Source organism: Streptomyces sp. SID13031 (assembly GCF_010548305.1).
Classification (GTDB): domain Bacteria; phylum Actinomycetota; class Actinomycetes; order Propionibacteriales; family Kribbellaceae; genus Kribbella.
This window is the reverse complement of the sequence record NZ_JAAGLV010000010.1, coordinates 112,052-128,106: the sequence shown is the minus strand read 5'-3', so window position 1 is coordinate 128,106 and position 16,055 is coordinate 112,052. Positions and strand designations below refer to the sequence as shown.

16 protein-coding genes are annotated in these 16,055 nt (G+C 68.1%); 2 read left to right on the top strand and 14 right to left on the bottom strand.

What is annotated here, in order from left to right; all coding sequences use genetic code 11:
• Nucleotides 1-131 precede the first annotated feature (131 nt).
• Together G3I17_RS20920 and G3I17_RS20915 are read left to right on the top strand one after the other, a co-directional pair.
• Nucleotides 132-1,376 (top strand): MFS transporter, encoded by a 1,245-nt coding sequence (locus G3I17_RS20920; RefSeq protein WP_164598829.1) that lies wholly within the window; start codon nucleotides 132-134, stop codon nucleotides 1,374-1,376.
• Entirely contained in the window at nucleotides 1,373-2,332 is a 960-nt protein-coding gene (locus tag G3I17_RS20915; protein WP_164598827.1) for a methyltransferase, read from the top strand. Before G3I17_RS20920 ends, G3I17_RS20915 begins: the two co-directional genes overlap by 4 nt.
• Nucleotides 2,333-2,334: 2 nt before the next feature.
• Here the strand turns inward: G3I17_RS20915 and G3I17_RS20910 are convergent, their stop codons facing one another.
• From G3I17_RS20910 to G3I17_RS20845, 14 genes are all read right to left on the bottom strand, one after another.
• Nucleotides 2,335-3,699, bottom strand: coding sequence for a circularly permuted type 2 ATP-grasp protein (locus G3I17_RS20910; protein ID WP_164598825.1), 1,365 nt, complete (start codon nucleotides 3,697-3,699; stop codon nucleotides 2,335-2,337).
• On the bottom strand, nucleotides 3,696-5,069 hold the full coding sequence (locus G3I17_RS20905; RefSeq protein ID WP_164598823.1) for a circularly permuted type 2 ATP-grasp protein: 1,374 nt from the start codon (nucleotides 5,067-5,069) through the stop codon (nucleotides 3,696-3,698). The genes G3I17_RS20910 and G3I17_RS20905 overlap by 4 nt, the downstream gene beginning before the upstream one ends.
• Nucleotides 5,069-6,415 (bottom strand): circularly permuted type 2 ATP-grasp protein, encoded by a 1,347-nt coding sequence (locus G3I17_RS20900; RefSeq protein ID WP_164598821.1) that lies wholly within the window; start codon nucleotides 6,413-6,415, stop codon nucleotides 5,069-5,071. The genes G3I17_RS20905 and G3I17_RS20900 overlap by 1 nt, the downstream gene beginning before the upstream one ends.
• Nucleotides 6,412-7,389 (bottom strand): transketolase C-terminal domain-containing protein, encoded by a 978-nt coding sequence (locus G3I17_RS20895; protein ID WP_164598819.1) that lies wholly within the window; start codon nucleotides 7,387-7,389, stop codon nucleotides 6,412-6,414. The genes G3I17_RS20900 and G3I17_RS20895 overlap by 4 nt, the downstream gene beginning before the upstream one ends.
• Entirely contained in the window at nucleotides 7,389-8,339 is a 951-nt protein-coding gene (locus tag G3I17_RS20890) for a thiamine pyrophosphate-dependent dehydrogenase E1 component subunit alpha (protein ID WP_164598817.1), read from the bottom strand. The genes G3I17_RS20895 and G3I17_RS20890 overlap by 1 nt, the downstream gene beginning before the upstream one ends.
• Before the next feature lie 10 nt (nucleotides 8,340-8,349).
• Nucleotides 8,350-9,150: a DUF3050 domain-containing protein gene (locus tag G3I17_RS20885; protein ID WP_164598814.1), complete on the bottom strand. Its 801-nt coding sequence runs from the start codon at nucleotides 9,148-9,150 to the stop codon at nucleotides 8,350-8,352.
• A 16-nt stretch (nucleotides 9,151-9,166) separates the two neighbouring features.
• On the bottom strand, nucleotides 9,167-10,075 hold the full coding sequence (locus G3I17_RS20880; RefSeq protein ID WP_164598812.1) for a phytanoyl-CoA dioxygenase family protein: 909 nt from the start codon (nucleotides 10,073-10,075) through the stop codon (nucleotides 9,167-9,169).
• Nucleotides 10,072-11,145, bottom strand: a complete 1,074-nt coding sequence (hppD, locus tag G3I17_RS20875) for a 4-hydroxyphenylpyruvate dioxygenase (RefSeq protein ID WP_164599191.1) — start codon at nucleotides 11,143-11,145, stop codon at nucleotides 10,072-10,074. Before hppD ends, G3I17_RS20880 begins: the two co-directional genes overlap by 4 nt.
• Nucleotides 11,145-12,404 carry a beta-ketoacyl-[acyl-carrier-protein] synthase family protein gene (locus G3I17_RS20870; RefSeq protein ID WP_164598810.1) on the bottom strand — a complete coding sequence of 420 codons (1,260 nt, stop codon included), beginning with the start codon at nucleotides 12,402-12,404 and terminating at the stop codon, nucleotides 11,145-11,147. Before G3I17_RS20870 ends, hppD begins: the two co-directional genes overlap by 1 nt.
• Entirely contained in the window at nucleotides 12,401-13,999 is a 1,599-nt protein-coding gene (locus G3I17_RS20865; RefSeq protein ID WP_343238365.1) for a class I adenylate-forming enzyme family protein, read from the bottom strand. The genes G3I17_RS20870 and G3I17_RS20865 overlap by 4 nt, the downstream gene beginning before the upstream one ends.
• Nucleotides 13,996-14,523 carry a beta-ketoacyl synthase chain length factor gene (locus G3I17_RS20860; RefSeq protein WP_164598808.1) on the bottom strand — a complete coding sequence of 176 codons (528 nt, stop codon included), beginning with the start codon at nucleotides 14,521-14,523 and terminating at the stop codon, nucleotides 13,996-13,998. The genes G3I17_RS20865 and G3I17_RS20860 overlap by 4 nt, the downstream gene beginning before the upstream one ends.
• Nucleotides 14,520-15,548: a beta-ketoacyl synthase N-terminal-like domain-containing protein gene (locus G3I17_RS20855; protein ID WP_164598806.1), complete on the bottom strand. Its 1,029-nt coding sequence runs from the start codon at nucleotides 15,546-15,548 to the stop codon at nucleotides 14,520-14,522. The genes G3I17_RS20860 and G3I17_RS20855 overlap by 4 nt, the downstream gene beginning before the upstream one ends.
• Complete coding sequence (locus G3I17_RS41695) at nucleotides 15,541-15,675, bottom strand: hypothetical protein (RefSeq protein ID WP_275402510.1); 135 nt, start codon at nucleotides 15,673-15,675, stop codon at nucleotides 15,541-15,543. Before G3I17_RS41695 ends, G3I17_RS20855 begins: the two co-directional genes overlap by 8 nt.
• 116 nt (nucleotides 15,676-15,791) lie before the next feature.
• Nucleotides 15,792-16,046, bottom strand: coding sequence for an acyl carrier protein (locus tag G3I17_RS20845; protein WP_164598802.1), 255 nt, complete (start codon nucleotides 16,044-16,046; stop codon nucleotides 15,792-15,794).
• Between the last annotated feature and the right edge of the window lie 9 nt (nucleotides 16,047-16,055).

Here is a 16,055-nt window from a genome sequence, read left to right as displayed (position 1 = left end):
TCCGGCATGCCGAAAACGCATTCTCTGCTTTCTTTCCGCGGCGTAAATCATTGCTGCGGAACACTTACCCCGACCGGATCCGTGCCGTACTGTGACTGCCGGGGGAGGACGCGACAAGAATCGGGGTGGATATGATTCAGCAACGGCGAATCGGGCTTTACGCATTGCTCACCGCCGATGTCTTCTCGGCGTTCGGGAGCCGGTTCTCGGTGGTCGCAATTCCATGGCTGGTATTGATCACCACGGGCAGTCCGGCGAAAATGGGACTGGTCGCCGCGGCGGAGATGATTCCGTACCTGCTGACGAGTGTTCTGGCAGCGCCGATCGCGGACCGGTTCGGGATGCGCCGGACGTCGATCGTCTGCGACCTCAGCTCCGCCGTGGCGATGAGCGTGGTCGCCGCGACGCCCGACTTCGGCTTCTGGCAACTGGTCCTGCTGATCGCCGTCAGCGGCGGGATGCGGGGCGTCGGAGACAGGGTCAAACACGTGCTGCTGCGGCCGGTGACGGCCGAGTCCGGGATCCCGATGATCCGTGTGACCAGCGCGTATGAGGCGATGAACCGCACTGCGGGGCTGATCGGCGCGCCGCTCGCGGGCATCCTGGTGGCGACCCTCGGGGCGCGGCACACGATCTGGCTGGACGCCGGCACGTTCGCCGTCTCGGCGCTGCTGGTGTGGGCGCTGGTGCGGCCCGCGCCGGAGGCGGAGGAGGTCACGCCGGCCAAGGAGCCGTACCTGAAGGCGCTACGTGGCGGATTCACTTTCCTGCGCACCGACAAGCTGCTGCTCGGGATGATCGCGACGCTGTTCCTGATCAATTTCTTCCAGCAGGCGGCGAGTACCGTGCTACTGCCTTTGTGGGTGCAGGAGGAATTCGGTTCACCGACCCGGCTGGGGATCATTCTCGGGGTTTTTGCGGGTGGCTCGCTGGCCGGGAACGTGGTTTTCACCATCTTCTCGACAAAGCTTCCGCAGATGCTTTCCTTCTTCATCGGGGCGGCAATCGGCGGCGCGCCGAGAATCCTGGTGCTGGGGTTGAGCGACAGCCTGGTGGTGGTGCTGATCGTGACATTCTTCGCCGGGTTCGGAATAGCCAGCGTGAACCCGATCGTCGGTGCGGTGCTGTACGAGCGGATCCCGGTCGAGCTGCAGACCCGCGTCTTCGGGGTGGTCGCCGCGGTCGCGGTCTCCGGCATCCCGATCGGGAGCGCCCTCGCCGGAGTCGCCGCGGCCGGCGTCGGGCTCAGGCCGACCATCCTCGTCGGCGGTGTGGTGCTGCTCGCGCTCACCCTGATCCCCCTGATCAGATACCGCCGGCAAACCTCAGAACCCCCGGCAACAGAAACCATGCAACCCACAGGAGACCCGGGATGACCCCCGCCGAGCTGGCAGCAGCGAGCGACCTGATCATGCCGATGGCCATCCGGGTGGCAGCTACCCTGCGCATAGCCGACCTGCTCGCCGACGGCCCGCTCACCGCAGAAGCCCTCGCGACCAAGGCGGGCGCAAACCCCGAAGCCCTCCACCGTCTGATGCGCTACCTCGTTGCCCGCGGCCTCTTCGAGGCGGCAGGCACTACAGAGTTCGCGCTCGGGGAGTCCGGGCGGTGGTTGCTGGACGATGCTCCTGGGGCCGCTCGGCGGTGGCTGGATCTGGAGGGCTTCGGGGGGCATATGGATCGGGCGTTCTTCGAGTTGCTCGGGACCGTGCGGGCCGGTGGGCCTGTTGCTGCGGGCAACAAGTTGAGTCTTACGCCGGGGGCGGCTGCTTCGTATGACGAGTTGATGGGCGAGCGGGCCAGCAGCGAAGGGCCGGCTCTCGCGCGGGTGCTCGACTGGAGGCGGTTCCGGCATGTTGTCGACGTCGGCGGTGGTACCGGGGCTCAGCTCATCGCTTTGCTGACGGCCTTCCCCGGGCTCCGCGGGACTCTGGTCGAGCTGCCGGCGAGCATCGCTACCGCGCGGCGGGAGTTCGACGCAGCAGGTGTGAGCTGCGGTGTCCTGGCCGGCAATCTCTTCGACCTGGAGCTGCCCCAGGCCGACGTGTTCGTGCTGCGCTACCTCCTGCACTCCTTCCAGGACGACCAAGCCGTCGACGCGCTCAGCAAGTGCAGGAAGGCGCTCACCGCCGGCGGCTCCATCCTCGTCATGGAAGCATCCGACGCAGTGCCGGCCGTCTTCGCCGCGATGGATCTGTTGATGCTGGTGCTCGGGCACGGCCGGGAGCGCACCCTCGCCGAGTACGACGACGCCGCAGCGGCCGCAGGCTTGACCCGCAAGGCCATCCACCAACCCACGGCCGGCCCGCGCGTGCTGGAGTACGTCGTCTAGCATCACGTCTCGCCGAGCAGCAGCGAGCCGGTGACGTGCACGTTGCGCTTGAGGTTGAGGACCTCCCCCTCACCCTGGCTCCCGATCCGCACGTAACACCCGGACCCGCGCCGCCCGAAGGTGTACGGCCCGATCGAGAACGGGACCTCCGCCCGCTCCTGCGCGCCGCTGGACAGATGCACGAAGTCCATCACCATCCGGTCCGGCTTCGAGTAGTCCTGCACCAGATGCAGCCCCTCGGCAGCACCACTCTCGACCAGCTGGAGCCACTCCGCCGGAGTCGCCTCCCGGCCGACCACCACACCGGACCCACCGAACTCGTCAGCCGGCTTGAGCACCAACTGCTCCCGCTCGGCAACCACAGACGAGACCAGCGACGGCGTGAGCAACCGCGTGCGCGGCAAGTGGTTCCGGACGAGCTCAGCATCAGCAGCCGGAAGCTCGTCGGCGTCCTCCCAGAGCCAGGCGAAGACCACCTTGTTGCTGATCAACCACGAAGCCGCCGAGGTGAACAACGTCGCCGTACCGGCCTGCAGCGCATCCTTGATCGCCTGCAACCCAACGGTCGGCGGCATCTCGGAGCAGACGAACAGTCGCAGGATCGCCTCGACCCGTCGTCCTCGCCCGACCAGCTCGCCGTTCGCGTCCAGCGACAGCCAGTCGACCGGCTGCACATCCATGTCGAAGCCGTTCTCGCGCCCACGATCCACGAACGGCTGCAGCAGCTCGACCAGCTTCTCCGGATCATGCGACTCCGGATACTCGCCATCGGTCCGGAACACCATCGTCAGCCGCGCACCCGGCGCGAGCCCGAGCGACTCACGAATCGCGGAGTACCGCCCGTCGACGGCCGAGGCCGGCGCCTCGACCGGCAGCAACGAGGAGACCCCGGAGTTACGGAAGAGCTCCAGGAACCGCGCCGACACCTTCTCGGAGTCCCAGACGCTGCCCACATCGCTACCGACGTTGAACTCGACGAACTTCGGCACACCGTCGGTCAGCAAGATGTCAGGCCGCCCCGACATCACCAGATGATCACCGAGCGGCTCGGCATCGTCCAGGAACTCGACCCGCCCTTCCGGGATCCCCAGCAACTTGCGCAACTCCCCCGCAGTACTGGCCCGGCGCCGGCAGCATTCCAGCAGCAGCTGCAGCATCCGATCGCTCAACCCGTAGAGCTCGTCCAGCCAGGACTTGCTCATCAGCACCGGCCGCACCGGCCGCCACGTCTCGTTGTAGGTCGCGATCTCGTCGAAGACGACCCGCCAGCCGGCCGTACCAGCCGCCAGTACCGCCGCCTCCACCTCCTCGGACAAGTTGCCCCAGGCATCAAATCCGGGGCGCCCGGCCCAGTCGAAATCGCTCACGTCGTCACCAGGAGCGGGCCGGTCACGTGGATCGCGCGCTTGAGGTTGAGCACCTCGCCGTGCTCGTGCGACCCGACCCGGAGGAAGCAGCCGAACGACTTCCGCCCGAACGTGTACGGACCGACTGAGTACGGCACCTCGACCTGCAGGTGCTCGCCGGTGTCGATATTGGTGAAGTCCATCGTCAGCCGGTCGGGCCGCACGTAGTCCTGCAACAGGTAGCCGCCACGGCGGATCGCCTCCTCGAGCCCTTCCCGCCACGCGCCCGGATCGGTCTCGTGCCCGACCAGTACGCCGGCACCGCCGTACTCGTCAGCCGGCTTCAGCACCAGCAACGCTTGCCGGGCAACCGCGTCGTCGAGCAGTTCCGCCGTGATGAGTCGACTCCACGGCACGTGCAGCCGGACGAGCTCCTGGTCCTCGGGGGCCAGCAACTCGATGTCGTCCCAGAGGAAGGCCAGCATGATCTTGTTGGCCAGCAGCCAGCCCGCCGACGACGTGAACAGCTTCGACCGGCCCGATTCGACCGCGGCCTTCAACGCCGCCTGGCCCGGGAGCTGCGGCATGTCCGTGCAGACGAACAGCCGGAACACAGCCTCCACCGGCCGGCCCTGGTTGACCAAGGCACCGTTCTCGTCGGCCTCGAGCCAGATCAGCGGCGCGACGTCACCGTCGATCCCGAATGCCGCACCGCGCTCGACGAACGGGTCGAGCGAACGGACGATCGCGGGCAGGTTGTCGCTGCCCGGATACTCGCCTTCGGTCCGCAGTACGGTCGTCAGCCGGTCGCCCGGCTTGAGCCCGAGGGTGTCGATGATCGCCTGGTAGCGGCCGTCGACGGGTGACGGCGGCGCGTCAACCTTCACCGGCCCGTCAGCGCCGTCGAGCGTCGCCAGTCCATGGTCGGCGAACATCGTCAGGAAGCGGGTCGAGACGCGTTCGGTGTCCCAGACGCAGCCCGCCTCGCTGCCGACGTTGAACTCGACGAACTTCGGTACGCCGTCGCTGATCAGGATGTCCGGCCGGCCCGACTGGATCAGCTGCTCGCCGAGTACCTCATCGTCGTCGAGGTACTCGATCAGGCCATCCGGCGTCCCGAGCAGCTTGCGCAGCTCACCCGCCGTCCGCGCCCGGCGCATCCCGGTCTCCAGCAGCAACCCGAGCAGCCGGTCCATCACCTGCGCCAGCGCGTCGTACGTGGTCTGGTGGATCATCACCGGCCGTAGCGGGCGCCAGGACTTGTTGAAGGTCAGCACGCCGCTGAAGACCTTCTTCCAGTCCTCCGCACCGGCCGCGAGCACCTTGTCCTTCGTTGCCTGTGGCAACTCTTCCCAGTAGTCGAAGGACGTCCCGCGCCAGTCGAAGTCCATCAGTGCTCCTCCAGATTCACGAGTAACAGGCCGGCGGTCAGCGCGCCCTGGGTCAGGTTGACGACGCCGCCGGCACCGGGCGGCGAGAAGCGGGTGAAGCCACCGGCCGGGACCCGGTCGAACTGGTACGTCGAGACGCAGTACGAGACGTCGGCCTCGACCACCTCGCCCGAGTCCGGCCGGACGAACTGCATCGTCAGCGGATCCGCCTCGATCAGCTCCTGGGTGATGTGCGGCCCTTCAGCGGCGTCGACCGCCGCGAGCCAGTCCTCCGGTGAGGTGAGCGGGCCGATGAAGACACCGTGGCCGCCGTAGTCGTCGGTCGGTTTGAGCACGAGCCGCTCGCGGTCGTCGAGCGTCTGCTGCCGCCGCTCGGGTCCGTAGAGCCAGGTCCGCGGGATGTGCGCCCGGACGATCTCCGCGTCCTCGGCCGGAAGCTGGTCGAGGTCGTCCCACAACCAGGCGAAGATCGTCTTGTTGCTCAGCAGCCAGACGGCCGACGGCAGGAACATCCGGAACGTCCCCGCCTCGTTCGCCGCCCGGAGCGCGGCCATTCCTGCAGATGCGCCGTCGTACGTCGGGACGAACATCCGCCAGACGGCGTCGAGCGTCCGGTCCCCGGCCAACAGCTTGCCGTCAGCGTCCTGCACGATCCACTCGAGTGGGTAGACGAGCAGGTCGACGCCCAGCTCGCGCCCGCGGTCGGCGAAGGGGCGCAGCCGGTTGATCATGTACTCCGCGTCGTCGGCGTGCGGATAGCCACCGCCGGCGGCATAGATCATCCCGGTCGTCTTCCCCGGTCCGACATCCGCACGGATCGCGTCGAACCGCCCGTCGACCGCTGACGGTGGCGCGGCGGCCCCCATCGCGGTGAGCACCGGCTCCTCGCGATAGACGTCCATCCAGCGCTTGATCACGCCATCGGCATCCAGTACTCCGCCCAGCGCGCTCTCGACGTTGCACTCCACCATCCGCGGCACACCGCGTTCGATCAGCAGGTCGGAGCGGATCGCGTTGATCAGCCGCCCGGTCAACGGCTCGCTGTCGTCCAGCAGCTGGATCCGGTCGTCCGGAACCTCCAGTACCGCGCGCAGCTCACCCGCCGTCCGCGCCCGCCGGCGGCAGGCGTCGAGCACGAGTTGCGCGACCCGCTGCGTGATGCGGTTCATCTCGGCGAACCCGGCGTGGGTCGTGACCGGCGAGCGGAGCGGGATCCAGTTCTGGTTCTGCAGCGAGACGTCGTCGTAGACCTGCTGCCAATACTTGTGGCCATAGGCAAGGAACTTCTCGCGGACCTGCTCCGGCAGCTCCGGCCAGAGCTCTGCCGCGGATGGTCTGGTGGTCACTTCTTCTCCCCCTTCAACACGCCGCGGATCGCCGCGACCAGGTCGTCCCGTCCCGGCTGGACGGCCCGATCGAGCGCCAGCGCGAACGGCAGCACAGCTCCATCCGGCCGGGTCACCCGCCGCGGCGGCGCGACCAGGTCGAACCGCTCAGCAGCCACCGCCAGTACTTCGGCGCCGAACCCGCTGGTCCGATTCGAGTCGTCGATCACCACCAACCGCCCGGTCCGTGCCACCGACGCGGCGAGTCCGGCGACGTCCAGCGGATAGACCGTGCGCGGATCGAACACCTCGATCGACGCCTCACCGGCCAGCTCGTCGGCCACCGCCAGGGCATCGGCGACCAGGTGGCCCAGAGCAACGACCGTGACATCGGATCCGGCCCGCGCGATCCGGCCGACCCCGAGTGGTACCGGCGCCAAGGTCGAGAAGTCGACATCTTCCCGGAACCCGAGCGCACCCGCCGGCGCGAACAACACCACCGGATCGTCATCCCGGATTGCCGACAGCAACAACCCATAGGCATCCGCCGGAGTCGCCGGTACCACCGTCTTCACCCCGACGTGCGCGAAAAGACTGTAGGGGTGGTCGGAGTGCTGCCCGGCCCACCCGGTCCGCGATCCCGACCCCGGTACGACGTACGTGACCGGAACCTTGCACTGTCCCCCGGACATCAGTGACATCTTGTGCGCCTGGTTCGCGATCTGCTCGAAGACGAGGAAGAGCAGCGACGGGATCTGGAACTCGATCACCGGCCGCAGCCCGGCCAGCGCCGCGCCGGTCGCGAAGTTGGTGAATGCCTGTTCGGACAACGGGGTGTCGAGCACCCGCTCCGGACCGAACCGGCTGAACAACCCGGCGGTCAGGTTCGAGGCCGCGACCCGGACGTCCTCACCGAGCAGGAACACCCGCTCGTCGGCCTCTAGCTCGTCCCCCAGCGCCCGGTTGAGAGCCTTCAAATAGGAGAGTTTGGGCATCAGCTGAACACCTCCGGCGACGCGTAGAGGTATTGCAAGGCGGCGTCGGGATCGGGATGAGCGCTCCCCAGCGCGATCCCGGCCGCCGCGTCGAGCAGTGACTCGATCTCGAAGTCGACGGCAGCCCGGTCGTCAACAGACAGCCGTGCCCCCTGGATCTCCACCGGATCCCGCGACCACCCGGCAGCGAGCTCCTCCGCCGAGCGGTAGGTGAGCCGGGTCCGGTGCTCGAAGGTGTGGTGCGCGTCGAACCGGTAGGTCAGGCACTCGAGAAAGGTCGGCCCCTTACCGGCGCGGGCCCGTTCGACGGCTGCCGTCGTTGCTGCCAGCACCTTCTCGGGATCCTGGCCGTCGATCGTGAAGGCCGGGATGCCGAACGCCTTCGCCCGGCCGGTGATGCTGCCCGCGACCGCGGACGCCACCGGCATCGTGGTGGCGTAGCCGTTGTTCTCGCAGACGAACAGCACCGGCACGTTCCAGAGCGCGGCCAGATTGAATGCCTCCAGCAACATCCCCTCGTTGACCGCGCCGTCACCGAAGAAGGTGACCGCGACGGTCGACTTGCCCAGCCGGCGCTGAGCCCAGGCCGCGCCGGTGGCGATCGATCCGGCCGCCCCGACGATGGCGTTCGCGCCCAGGATGCCCAGCCCGAAGTCGGCCGCGTGCATCGAACCGCCGCGGCCCTTGTTCAGCCCCGACTCCCGGCCCATCAGCTCGGCGAACATCCGGGCCGGGTTCACCCCCTTGGCCAGCACGTGACCGTGTCCGCGATGCGTGCTGGTGATCAGGTCGTCGGCGCGCAAGGCGGCGCACACTCCGGCCGCGATCGCCTCCTGACCGACGTACGGGTGAATACCGCCGACGATCTCGCCGGACCGGACGAACTCGATCGCACGCTCCTCGAAGCGGCGGATCAGCCGCACGGTCCGGTAGAGATCGATGGTGGTCATCAGTCAGTCCTCAGCCTTTGATCGCGGCGAGGATGCCGTCCCACAGCCGGGCGCGGGCGGCGAGTGCGGTGTTGATGGTGTCCGCGCAGGCGTCCCACTTGGCCTGGTCGTCACCGCACAGGTCGGCGACCATCTGCATCGCCATCGGGGTGTGGAACTCGCCGTCCACCTCGATGTGGCGTTCCAGATAGTCGACGAAGGTGTTGAGCTTGTTGGAGCGCTCGTTCACCGCGACGACCTGGGTGAACATGTCCGGGATCAGGTCTTCCCGGCCGAACGCGAACGCGGCCGCCTGGCAGTGCACCGGCGCGTTCTCGATGATGCCCCAGGTGGTACCGGCGAAGTCGATCGACACCTGCGGTACGCCGGCCGCCGCGAGCGACTCGACCACGGGGGCGCCGTCGCGCAGCAGGCTGATCAGCTTGTCGATCGAGCTGGTGTCCGCGCCGGCCTCGTGCATGCCGTCGACGTACAGCTCGAAGTGGCTGATGAAGGCCGGCTTGCCGTCCTCGCCGCCCAGCTCGTCGCTCTCCTCGACCATCACGATGTCGTTGATCAGCCGGCGGCTGCTGCGGTGCTCGGTCGGGATCCACGGCACCGTGACGCAGGTCAGCTCGCGCTGCAGCGACTTGAGCAGCGACATGAAGTCCCAGACGGCGAAGACGTGGTGCTCCATGAAGGTGACGAGTGACTCGTGCGTGTCCAGGTTGGCGTAGAGCGGGTGCTGGACGACCTTGTCGCGGGCCTCGGAGACGGCCTTCTCCAGCTGCTCGATGCCCGGGTGGGTCTGACCCCAGTCGTAACGTGACATGTTCCTTCTCCTTGGTTTAGCGGTCGGCCCAGAGAGTGGGGCAGAAATCCGGGTCGGCGTAGTCAGGCGTGCCGTCCGGGGTCCGGCGGACCAGCGCGTCGTGGTTGTACGCCGCGAGGGTGCCGTCGGAGAGCGGGAACTCCCGGTAGGAGTTGCCGCCGTCCTGCAGGTGCAGCGAGATCGCCCGGCGGGGGCGGTCGCTGACGTTCGCACCGCTGCCGTGGTACGTCCGGCAGTGGTGGAAGTTCATCTGGCCGCGCGGGATGGTGATCGGCAGCTTGACCACCTCGACGCCGTTGAACTCGGCGTTCTCGATCAGCATCTGGTCGAGCTGCGACTTGTCCCGGTCGGCGAAGTGCCGCACGACGGTGTCGTTCGAGCCGATCTCCTTCCACCGGTGGCTGCCGTCGACCATCGTGATCGTGCCCATCTCGGGCGGGCAGTCGTGGAACGGGATGAACGCGGTCAGCATCCGGTCCGACGACGAGGAGGACCAGTAGTGCTTGTCGAAGTGCCAGGGCACGATGTTCGACGGCTCACCCTTGATCGGTGGCTTGTAGATCAAGGTGGACTGGAAGATCCGGATCTCCTCGACCTGCGCGAGCCGGGCCGCGACCGCGCCGATCAGCGGCTTGCCCAGGATCTTCGCGAGCCCGTCGTGCTCGTAGTGCACGTAGTCGTTGTGCCGCTGGACGTCGCCCTTGGACGGGTCCCAGTAGGCGAGCTTGGGCGGCGCGACCGGCAGCTCCCGATCGCGTTCACCGGCGTAGTACCGCTCGCTCGCGTTGACCAGCTCGTCGGTCTCGTCGTCGGTGAGCAGCTTCTTCGACAGGTACCAGCCGTGCTCCTGGTAGAACGCGACGTCCTCGTCCGACGGCAGCAGGTCGATCTCGTCGGCCGACAGGATGAACTCGAGCGCCCTCATACCTCGACCCCTTGCAGCTCGCGCTCCTTGGCCTCGTACAGGGCCTTGATGTTGCCGCTGCCGAACGTCATCGCGCCGCGCCGCTCGATGATCTCCAGGAACAGCGTCCGGCGGACGTGCATCGACTCGGTGAAGATCTGCAGCAACTGGCCCCAGTGGTCCTTGTCGACCAGGATGCCGAGCTTCTCCAGGTCCTCGAGCGGTGTCTCCACGTCGCCGACCCGGCCCGGCAGCGCCTTGTAGTACGCCGACGGCGAGGCGAGGAAGTTGACGCCGCGCTCCTTGAGGGTGCCGACCGCCTCGACGATGTCGCTGGTCCGCAAGGCGATGTGCTGAACTCCGGCGCCCGCGTGCCAGGTGAGGAAGTCGTTGATCTGGCCCGGCCGCCGGTTCGGGTCGGGCTCGATCAGCGTGAAGGTGACGTGCTTCGACGGGCTCTGGACGACGGTCGACTCCATTCCCTGACCGGCTACCTCGATGTACTCGTCGAAGATCGGCAGGAACCCGAAGACGTTCTCGTAGAACTCCACCGTCGGCTTCAGCTGGCCGGACGGCACGCAGATCGCCAGGTGGTCGATCTCGCTGAACAGCTTCTCGTCGGGGCCCTTCGAGGGCTCGGTGATCTGGATGGCACCGGGCAGGAACTCCCGCCGCGGTCCGTGCCGCTCGACCAGCCGGTGGATCACGTCGCCGAAACCGGCCACCTCCGCGATCACCACGGTGGTCTCCAGCTCGTCGGTGTAAGTCACCGGCTCGGTCACCGAAACGGCGCCGCGGGCCAGCAGTTCGGTGTAGGCGACCGCGGCGTTGTCCACCTCGATTCCCACCACGGCGACACCGTCACCGTGGCGCTGGACATACTCGGCGGCGGGGTGGGTGGCGGCCAGCCCCGAGGTCAACACGATCTGTACGGCGCTCTCCCGCAGCAGCAGCGAACGCTGGTCGGCCAGGCCCGTCTCCGGTCCTCCTTGACCGTGTATCTGCAGACCGAAGGCGTGCGCCAGGTAGAACGCCGCCTGCTTGGCGTCGCCCACGTACATCTCCACGTGGTCGATCCCGTAGATCTCCATCACCAGACCTCTCCCTCACTCTTGATCTGCGTGCTCGGAGGGCCGAACAGCAGGCTGACGTTCTGGCCGCCGAAGCCGAACGAGTTCGACAGGGCGTACTGCGGGCGCGCCTCGCGCGGCTCCTTGCGGACGTGATCCAGCGGACAGGCCGGATCGGGGTCTTCGAGGTTGTACGTCGGTGGCAGCAACCCGGTGTTGACCGCCATCGCACTGGCGGCGGCCTCGACCACGCCCGAAGTACCGAGCATGTGTCCGGTGAGCGCCTTGGTGGAGCTCACCGCCGGGCTGGATCCCTTGAACGCAAGGCCGATCGCGACCGACTCGGCGACGTCACCGAGCTTCGTGCTGGTGCCGTGCGCGTTGACGTAGCCGACCTGCTCGGGCAAGACGTTGCCACTGGCAAACGCCAGCCGCATGCAGGCCGCTGCACCGGTACCATCCGGGCGAGGCGCTGTCGGGTGATGTGCATCCGCATTCACGCCGTACCCGACGACATCGGCGTACCCGCCGGCGCCTCGTCTTGAAGCGTGTTCAGCGCTCTCGAGTACCAGCAACGCGGCGCCCTCGGAGAGCACGAACCCGTTCCTGCGCAGGTCGAACGGCCGGCTCGCCTCGGTCGGGTCGTCCCAGTTGCGGGCCAGCGCCCGGGCGTTGGCGAAGGTCTCGGCGAACGTCGGGAACAGCGGCGCCTCGCTGGCCCCGCAGATCACCACATCCACCTCACCGCTGCGGATCAGCCGTACTCCGTCGGCAATCGCCTGCGCGCCGGAGGCACACGCCGTACCGACTGATGAGGTGTAGCCGCGGATCCCGAAGCGGATCGCCACCCTCGCGGCCGGCATGTTCGGCAGAATCCCGGTCAGCAGGTACGGACTGACCGCTGCCCGGCCGCGTTCGGCCCTGGCCAGCACCTGGGTCTCCAGCGTCGCCATCCCACCCACGCCGCCGATGATCACGCCGATCCGCTCGGGCTCGACGTTCTCGCCGACGACCAGGCCGGCATCGGCCAAGGCCTCCGCCGCCGTCACCTGGGCGAGGATCACGGTGCGATCCATCACCTTGCCGTCCGGCCCACTCGCGATCTTCCCGGCGTCGAACGGCGGCAGGAAGCCGGCGAGCTCGACAGAGTTGGCCACCGGATGATCCGCCGGCGGCCGGCTGATCCCCGACTTCCCTTGCAGCAAGGCACCGAACACCTCGGTCACACCCCGCCCCACGGGCGTGAGCAACCCCATGCCCGTGATCGTCACGGCGGTCATGACGACACCTCGGACAAGCGTTCCTGCCGGAGGGCGACCTTCCGGACCTTGCCGGTCACCGTCACCGGCACGTCGGCATCGTCGACGACGGTGATCCGGCGCAGCGTCGCCGCGACCTCTTTGCCCAGCGCCGCGAGGATCCGTTCGTCCCGATCCGCAATGGGTTCGGCGTTCGCGGGCAGCTCCAGCAGCACGTCGGTGAGGAACCGGTCGTTCTCCTGCACGATGATCACCGTGCAGTCCTGGACCTCGGGGAGGGCGGCGAGGATACGCTCCTCGGACATCGAGGTGTAGAGCTGAGGACCGTTGAAGCCGGCAACGGCATCGGGGACCCGGTCCAGGTGGAAGTAGTGGCCGGTCTCGTCGCGGTAGACGAGATCGCCGGTGAGGAACCAGCCGTTCAGGCGGAACTTGTAGGTGTTGACCGAGTCGTTCCAGTACCCCGGCGACACCGTCGGCGAGCGGAAGCCGAGCAGCCCGGCCTTGCCGGGTGGGAGCTCTTCGCCGGTCGAGTCGAGCACGGTCGCCTCGGCGAACTGGTACGGCTTGCCGATGCAGCGCCCGTAGTGGTCGCTGTCGATCGTGTGGGTGATGTGGAAGCCGTTGTGGCCCATCTCGCTCGACCCGAGCCCGTCGACGAAGTGGGAACCCGGGACGGTTCTGCGCCCCTCCCGGGTGACGGTCTCGCGGGTGCCGACGGCGACGAGTTTGCGGATGTGCGGCTCGTGCGCGCAGTCGCCGGTGTTGAACCACATCCGGACCGAGTCGAGGTCGTGCGCGCTCAGGTCCTCACGCGCCAGCCCGGCCCACGTCACGGCGAATCCGTAGACCCCGTGCGGCTTCCAGCGTTCGATCTGGCGCAGTACCGTCGACGCGTCCTGGCTGGACAGCAGCAGCATCTCGGCGCGGTTGCCGAGGACCTGGTTGACCATCAGGATCGTCGCCGTGTGCGGGATCGGCAACGCGTTCAGGATCCTGTCGGTGCCCTGCGACTGCGGCATCGTGAGCAGGTGCTTCAGCGCGGCGTACAGCGTCTTGTGGGTGTGCAGGACGGCCTTGGGCACCCCGGTCGTACCGGAGGTGTGGGTGATCACGATCGGGTCGTCCTGGTGATGCCGGTACTGCGCCGGCGCCTTCGCCGGATCACCCGTACCGAGCTCCACCGGCTCACCCAGGATCGATGCCTCGCGCAACAACTCCTTGTGCGCCTCGTCGGCCAGGACGCCGGTCACCCGCAGCCGGCGGATGTACTCCTCCGCGATCGCCGGCGCCATCTTCCCGTTCAGCAACGCGGGGATCGCCCCGATCCGGGTCAGCGCCAGGAAGCTCAGCACGATGTCGGCGGCATCGGTGGCCCAGATCGCCACCACGTCCCGCCGCCCGATCCCCCGGTCGTGCAACCACGCCGTCCGCGCCTGCACCCGCTCGTCCAGCTCGCCGAGCGTGAGCGGGTGTTCGGCCGGGAAGTGGTCGACGGCGGTATCGAAGCTCAACCCGGGTCCGCTCAGGTCGGCGCCATGCGCGATCACCGTCGCCAGCACGTTGCCTGCACCGATGGCCGGATCGGCTGCCAACTGCGCTCTCAGACTCTTCACAACGGATCTCCCCCACTCACCAACAGGGCGACGGCGGTGTCGCCCTGACTTGCCTGTTCGACGAGCACGATCAGCACCTGGTCCGCGTCCCCGTCGGCGATCAGCAGTGCGGCCTGGTCGAACCCCGCCTGCCTCGGGTCGCCCGGCGGATTGAGGCAGACGACGGGTCCGTGCAGCCCCCAGCGCGCGGCGACGTACCCAGCCACGCTGTTCGGGACCGACTGGAAGAAGTGCAGCGGTCCGACTCGCTTGCCGTCGGCAACTGCTTGCCGGACATGTTCGGCCGCGACCCGGTCACCGGTCCGGCTGACCAGCACGATGCCGACCTTTTCGCCTTGTTTCGCGGCGACCTCGCCGTACAGGGACTGCAGGCAACGATCGGCCACGACGGCGACCAGCGGGCTGAACGTCGACCCGATGAAACCGGGCAGCGCCGGTGGACCTACCAGCGCGTCGTCACCCGGCTGCGGCCAGTGACTGTCCGTGATCACACGGAGTTCGGGAATCTCGACCAGGTTGTTCATCCAGCACGCACCAGCAAGGCCGTGTTGGCGCCCCCGAAGGCAGCGTTCAGCGTCAGCCCGTACTGCGCTGTCGCCGGCCGGGGAGCGTCGAGGATCAGGTCCAGCGGGCAGCTCGGATCGGCGGTGGTGAAGCCGGCGTTGACGGGGAGCTTCCCGGCGCGCAACGCCAGTACCGTCATCACCAGCTCCAGCAGGCCGGACGCCTCCAGGGCGTGGCCGTGCACCGCCTTCGTCGAGCTGACCGGCACGTCGGCCGGGAACACGGATCGAATCGCGGCCGCCTCCGACGCGTCGCTCATGGTCGTGCCGGTGGCGTTCGCGTTGATGTAGCCGACGACACCGGCGGGCAGCTCGGCCTTGCGCAACGCGGCCTCGATCGCCGCCGCCAGCCCTGCGCCGTCCGGGGCCGGCTGACAGGGGTGGTACGCGTCGCCGGCTCGTCCCCAGCCGGCGATCTCGGCCTGCCCCTCGCCCTTTTGCAGAACGACCGCCACGACGGCGTCCCCGAGCAGGAGCCCTCGGCGATCCAGGCTGAACGGGCGGACCGTGCTGTCGTCGGACAACGCCCGGCCCGCGTCGAACAAGGCGAACTGGTCGGGCTCGACCAGATAGCCGGCTGCCACGACGATGCGCTCCGCGTAGCCGTAGCGGATCAGCGCCGCCGCGTCAGCGACCGCAGTACTGGCTGAGACGCACGCGCTGGTGTAGATCTTCGCCGCTCTGGTGGCCAGGGCACGGACACCGGAACGGCCGTGGACCGCGAGGAACAACGGCGTCGTCGCACGCTGGGCCGGAGTGAGACCGGCGTCGGCGCAGGCGTCGATGACCGCGTCGTGCAGCTCCTCCTCCAGCGAGCGGGCGTCGAGGGCCGTCGCCGCGCGGGTCACCCGGCGGTTCGAGGTGTCGAACCGCCGGACCTCGCCGAACGCCGCGGCGCCGGGAAGCGCCGCGGCCAGTTGCGCCTCGGCACCACGGCCGAGCGCGCTCAGGACGGAGAACCCGGTGATGGAAACGGGATCAGACATGGCTCTTCAACGCTTCCGCGAGCACGAATACGGCGTCGTCGATGGTCTTGATCCGGTCCAGCTGATCGTCGTCGAGCTCCAGCTCGTAGCGCTGCTCGACCTGATGTACGAGCCAGGCGAGCTCCATCGAGTCGATCCGTTCCCGGACCTCACCGGGACCACGATCACCCAGCGCTGCGAGCCAGTCGACGACTTCTGCTCTTCCGGGAGGGGGGAGCGATGAGGGGGGCCCGGAGCTTGGCATCAGACCTGCTGCGCTACCCGGCCGGCCACCGCGGAGGTGAACTCGCCGACGGTCATCAAAGCCAGCTCCTCGGACTCGTCGTCGGAGAACCGGACGCCGAACTTGTCCTCGACCCGCACCGACAGGTCGGCCAGCGCCAGCGACTCCAGGTCGACCCCGGCCGGGCCGAGCGTGGTCTCGTCGTCGATGCCCTCGACGTCGTAGTTCATGTCCTGCAGTTGCGCGAGGACGAACTCGCGAACCTCTTCCCTCATCGGGATACC

Bases quoted from the DNA above. Each gene is read 5' to 3' on its own strand.
- G3I17_RS20920 (WP_164598829.1), top strand. From the start codon at position 132: ATGATTCAGCAACGGCGAATCGGGCTTTACGCATTGCTCACCGCCGAT.
- G3I17_RS20915 (WP_164598827.1), top strand. From the start codon at position 1,373: ATGACCCCCGCCGAGCTGGCAGCAGCGAGCGACCTGATCATGCCGATG.
- G3I17_RS20905 (WP_164598823.1), bottom strand. From the start codon at position 5,069: ATGGACTTCGACTGGCGCGGGACGTCCTTCGACTACTGGGAAGAGTTG.
- G3I17_RS20895 (WP_164598819.1), bottom strand. From the start codon at position 7,389: ATGCCCAAACTCTCCTATTTGAAGGCTCTCAACCGGGCGCTGGGGGAC.
- G3I17_RS20890 (WP_164598817.1), bottom strand. From the start codon at position 8,339: ATGACCACCATCGATCTCTACCGGACCGTGCGGCTGATCCGCCGCTTC.
- G3I17_RS20885 (WP_164598814.1), bottom strand. From the start codon at position 9,150: ATGTCACGTTACGACTGGGGTCAGACCCACCCGGGCATCGAGCAGCTG.
- G3I17_RS20880 (WP_164598812.1), bottom strand. From the start codon at position 10,075: ATGAGGGCGCTCGAGTTCATCCTGTCGGCCGACGAGATCGACCTGCTG.
- hppD (WP_164599191.1), bottom strand. From the start codon at position 11,145: ATGGAGATCTACGGGATCGACCACGTGGAGATGTACGTGGGCGACGCC.
- G3I17_RS20870 (WP_164598810.1), bottom strand. From the start codon at position 12,404: ATGACCGCCGTGACGATCACGGGCATGGGGTTGCTCACGCCCGTGGGG.
- G3I17_RS20860 (WP_164598808.1), bottom strand. From the start codon at position 14,523: ATGAACAACCTGGTCGAGATTCCCGAACTCCGTGTGATCACGGACAGT.
- G3I17_RS20855 (WP_164598806.1), bottom strand. From the start codon at position 15,548: ATGTCTGATCCCGTTTCCATCACCGGGTTCTCCGTCCTGAGCGCGCTC.
- G3I17_RS41695 (WP_275402510.1), bottom strand. From the start codon at position 15,675: ATGGAGCTCGCCTGGCTCGTACATCAGGTCGAGCAGCGCTACGAGCTG.
- G3I17_RS20845 (WP_164598802.1), bottom strand. From the start codon at position 16,046: ATGAGGGAAGAGGTTCGCGAGTTCGTCCTCGCGCAACTGCAGGACATG.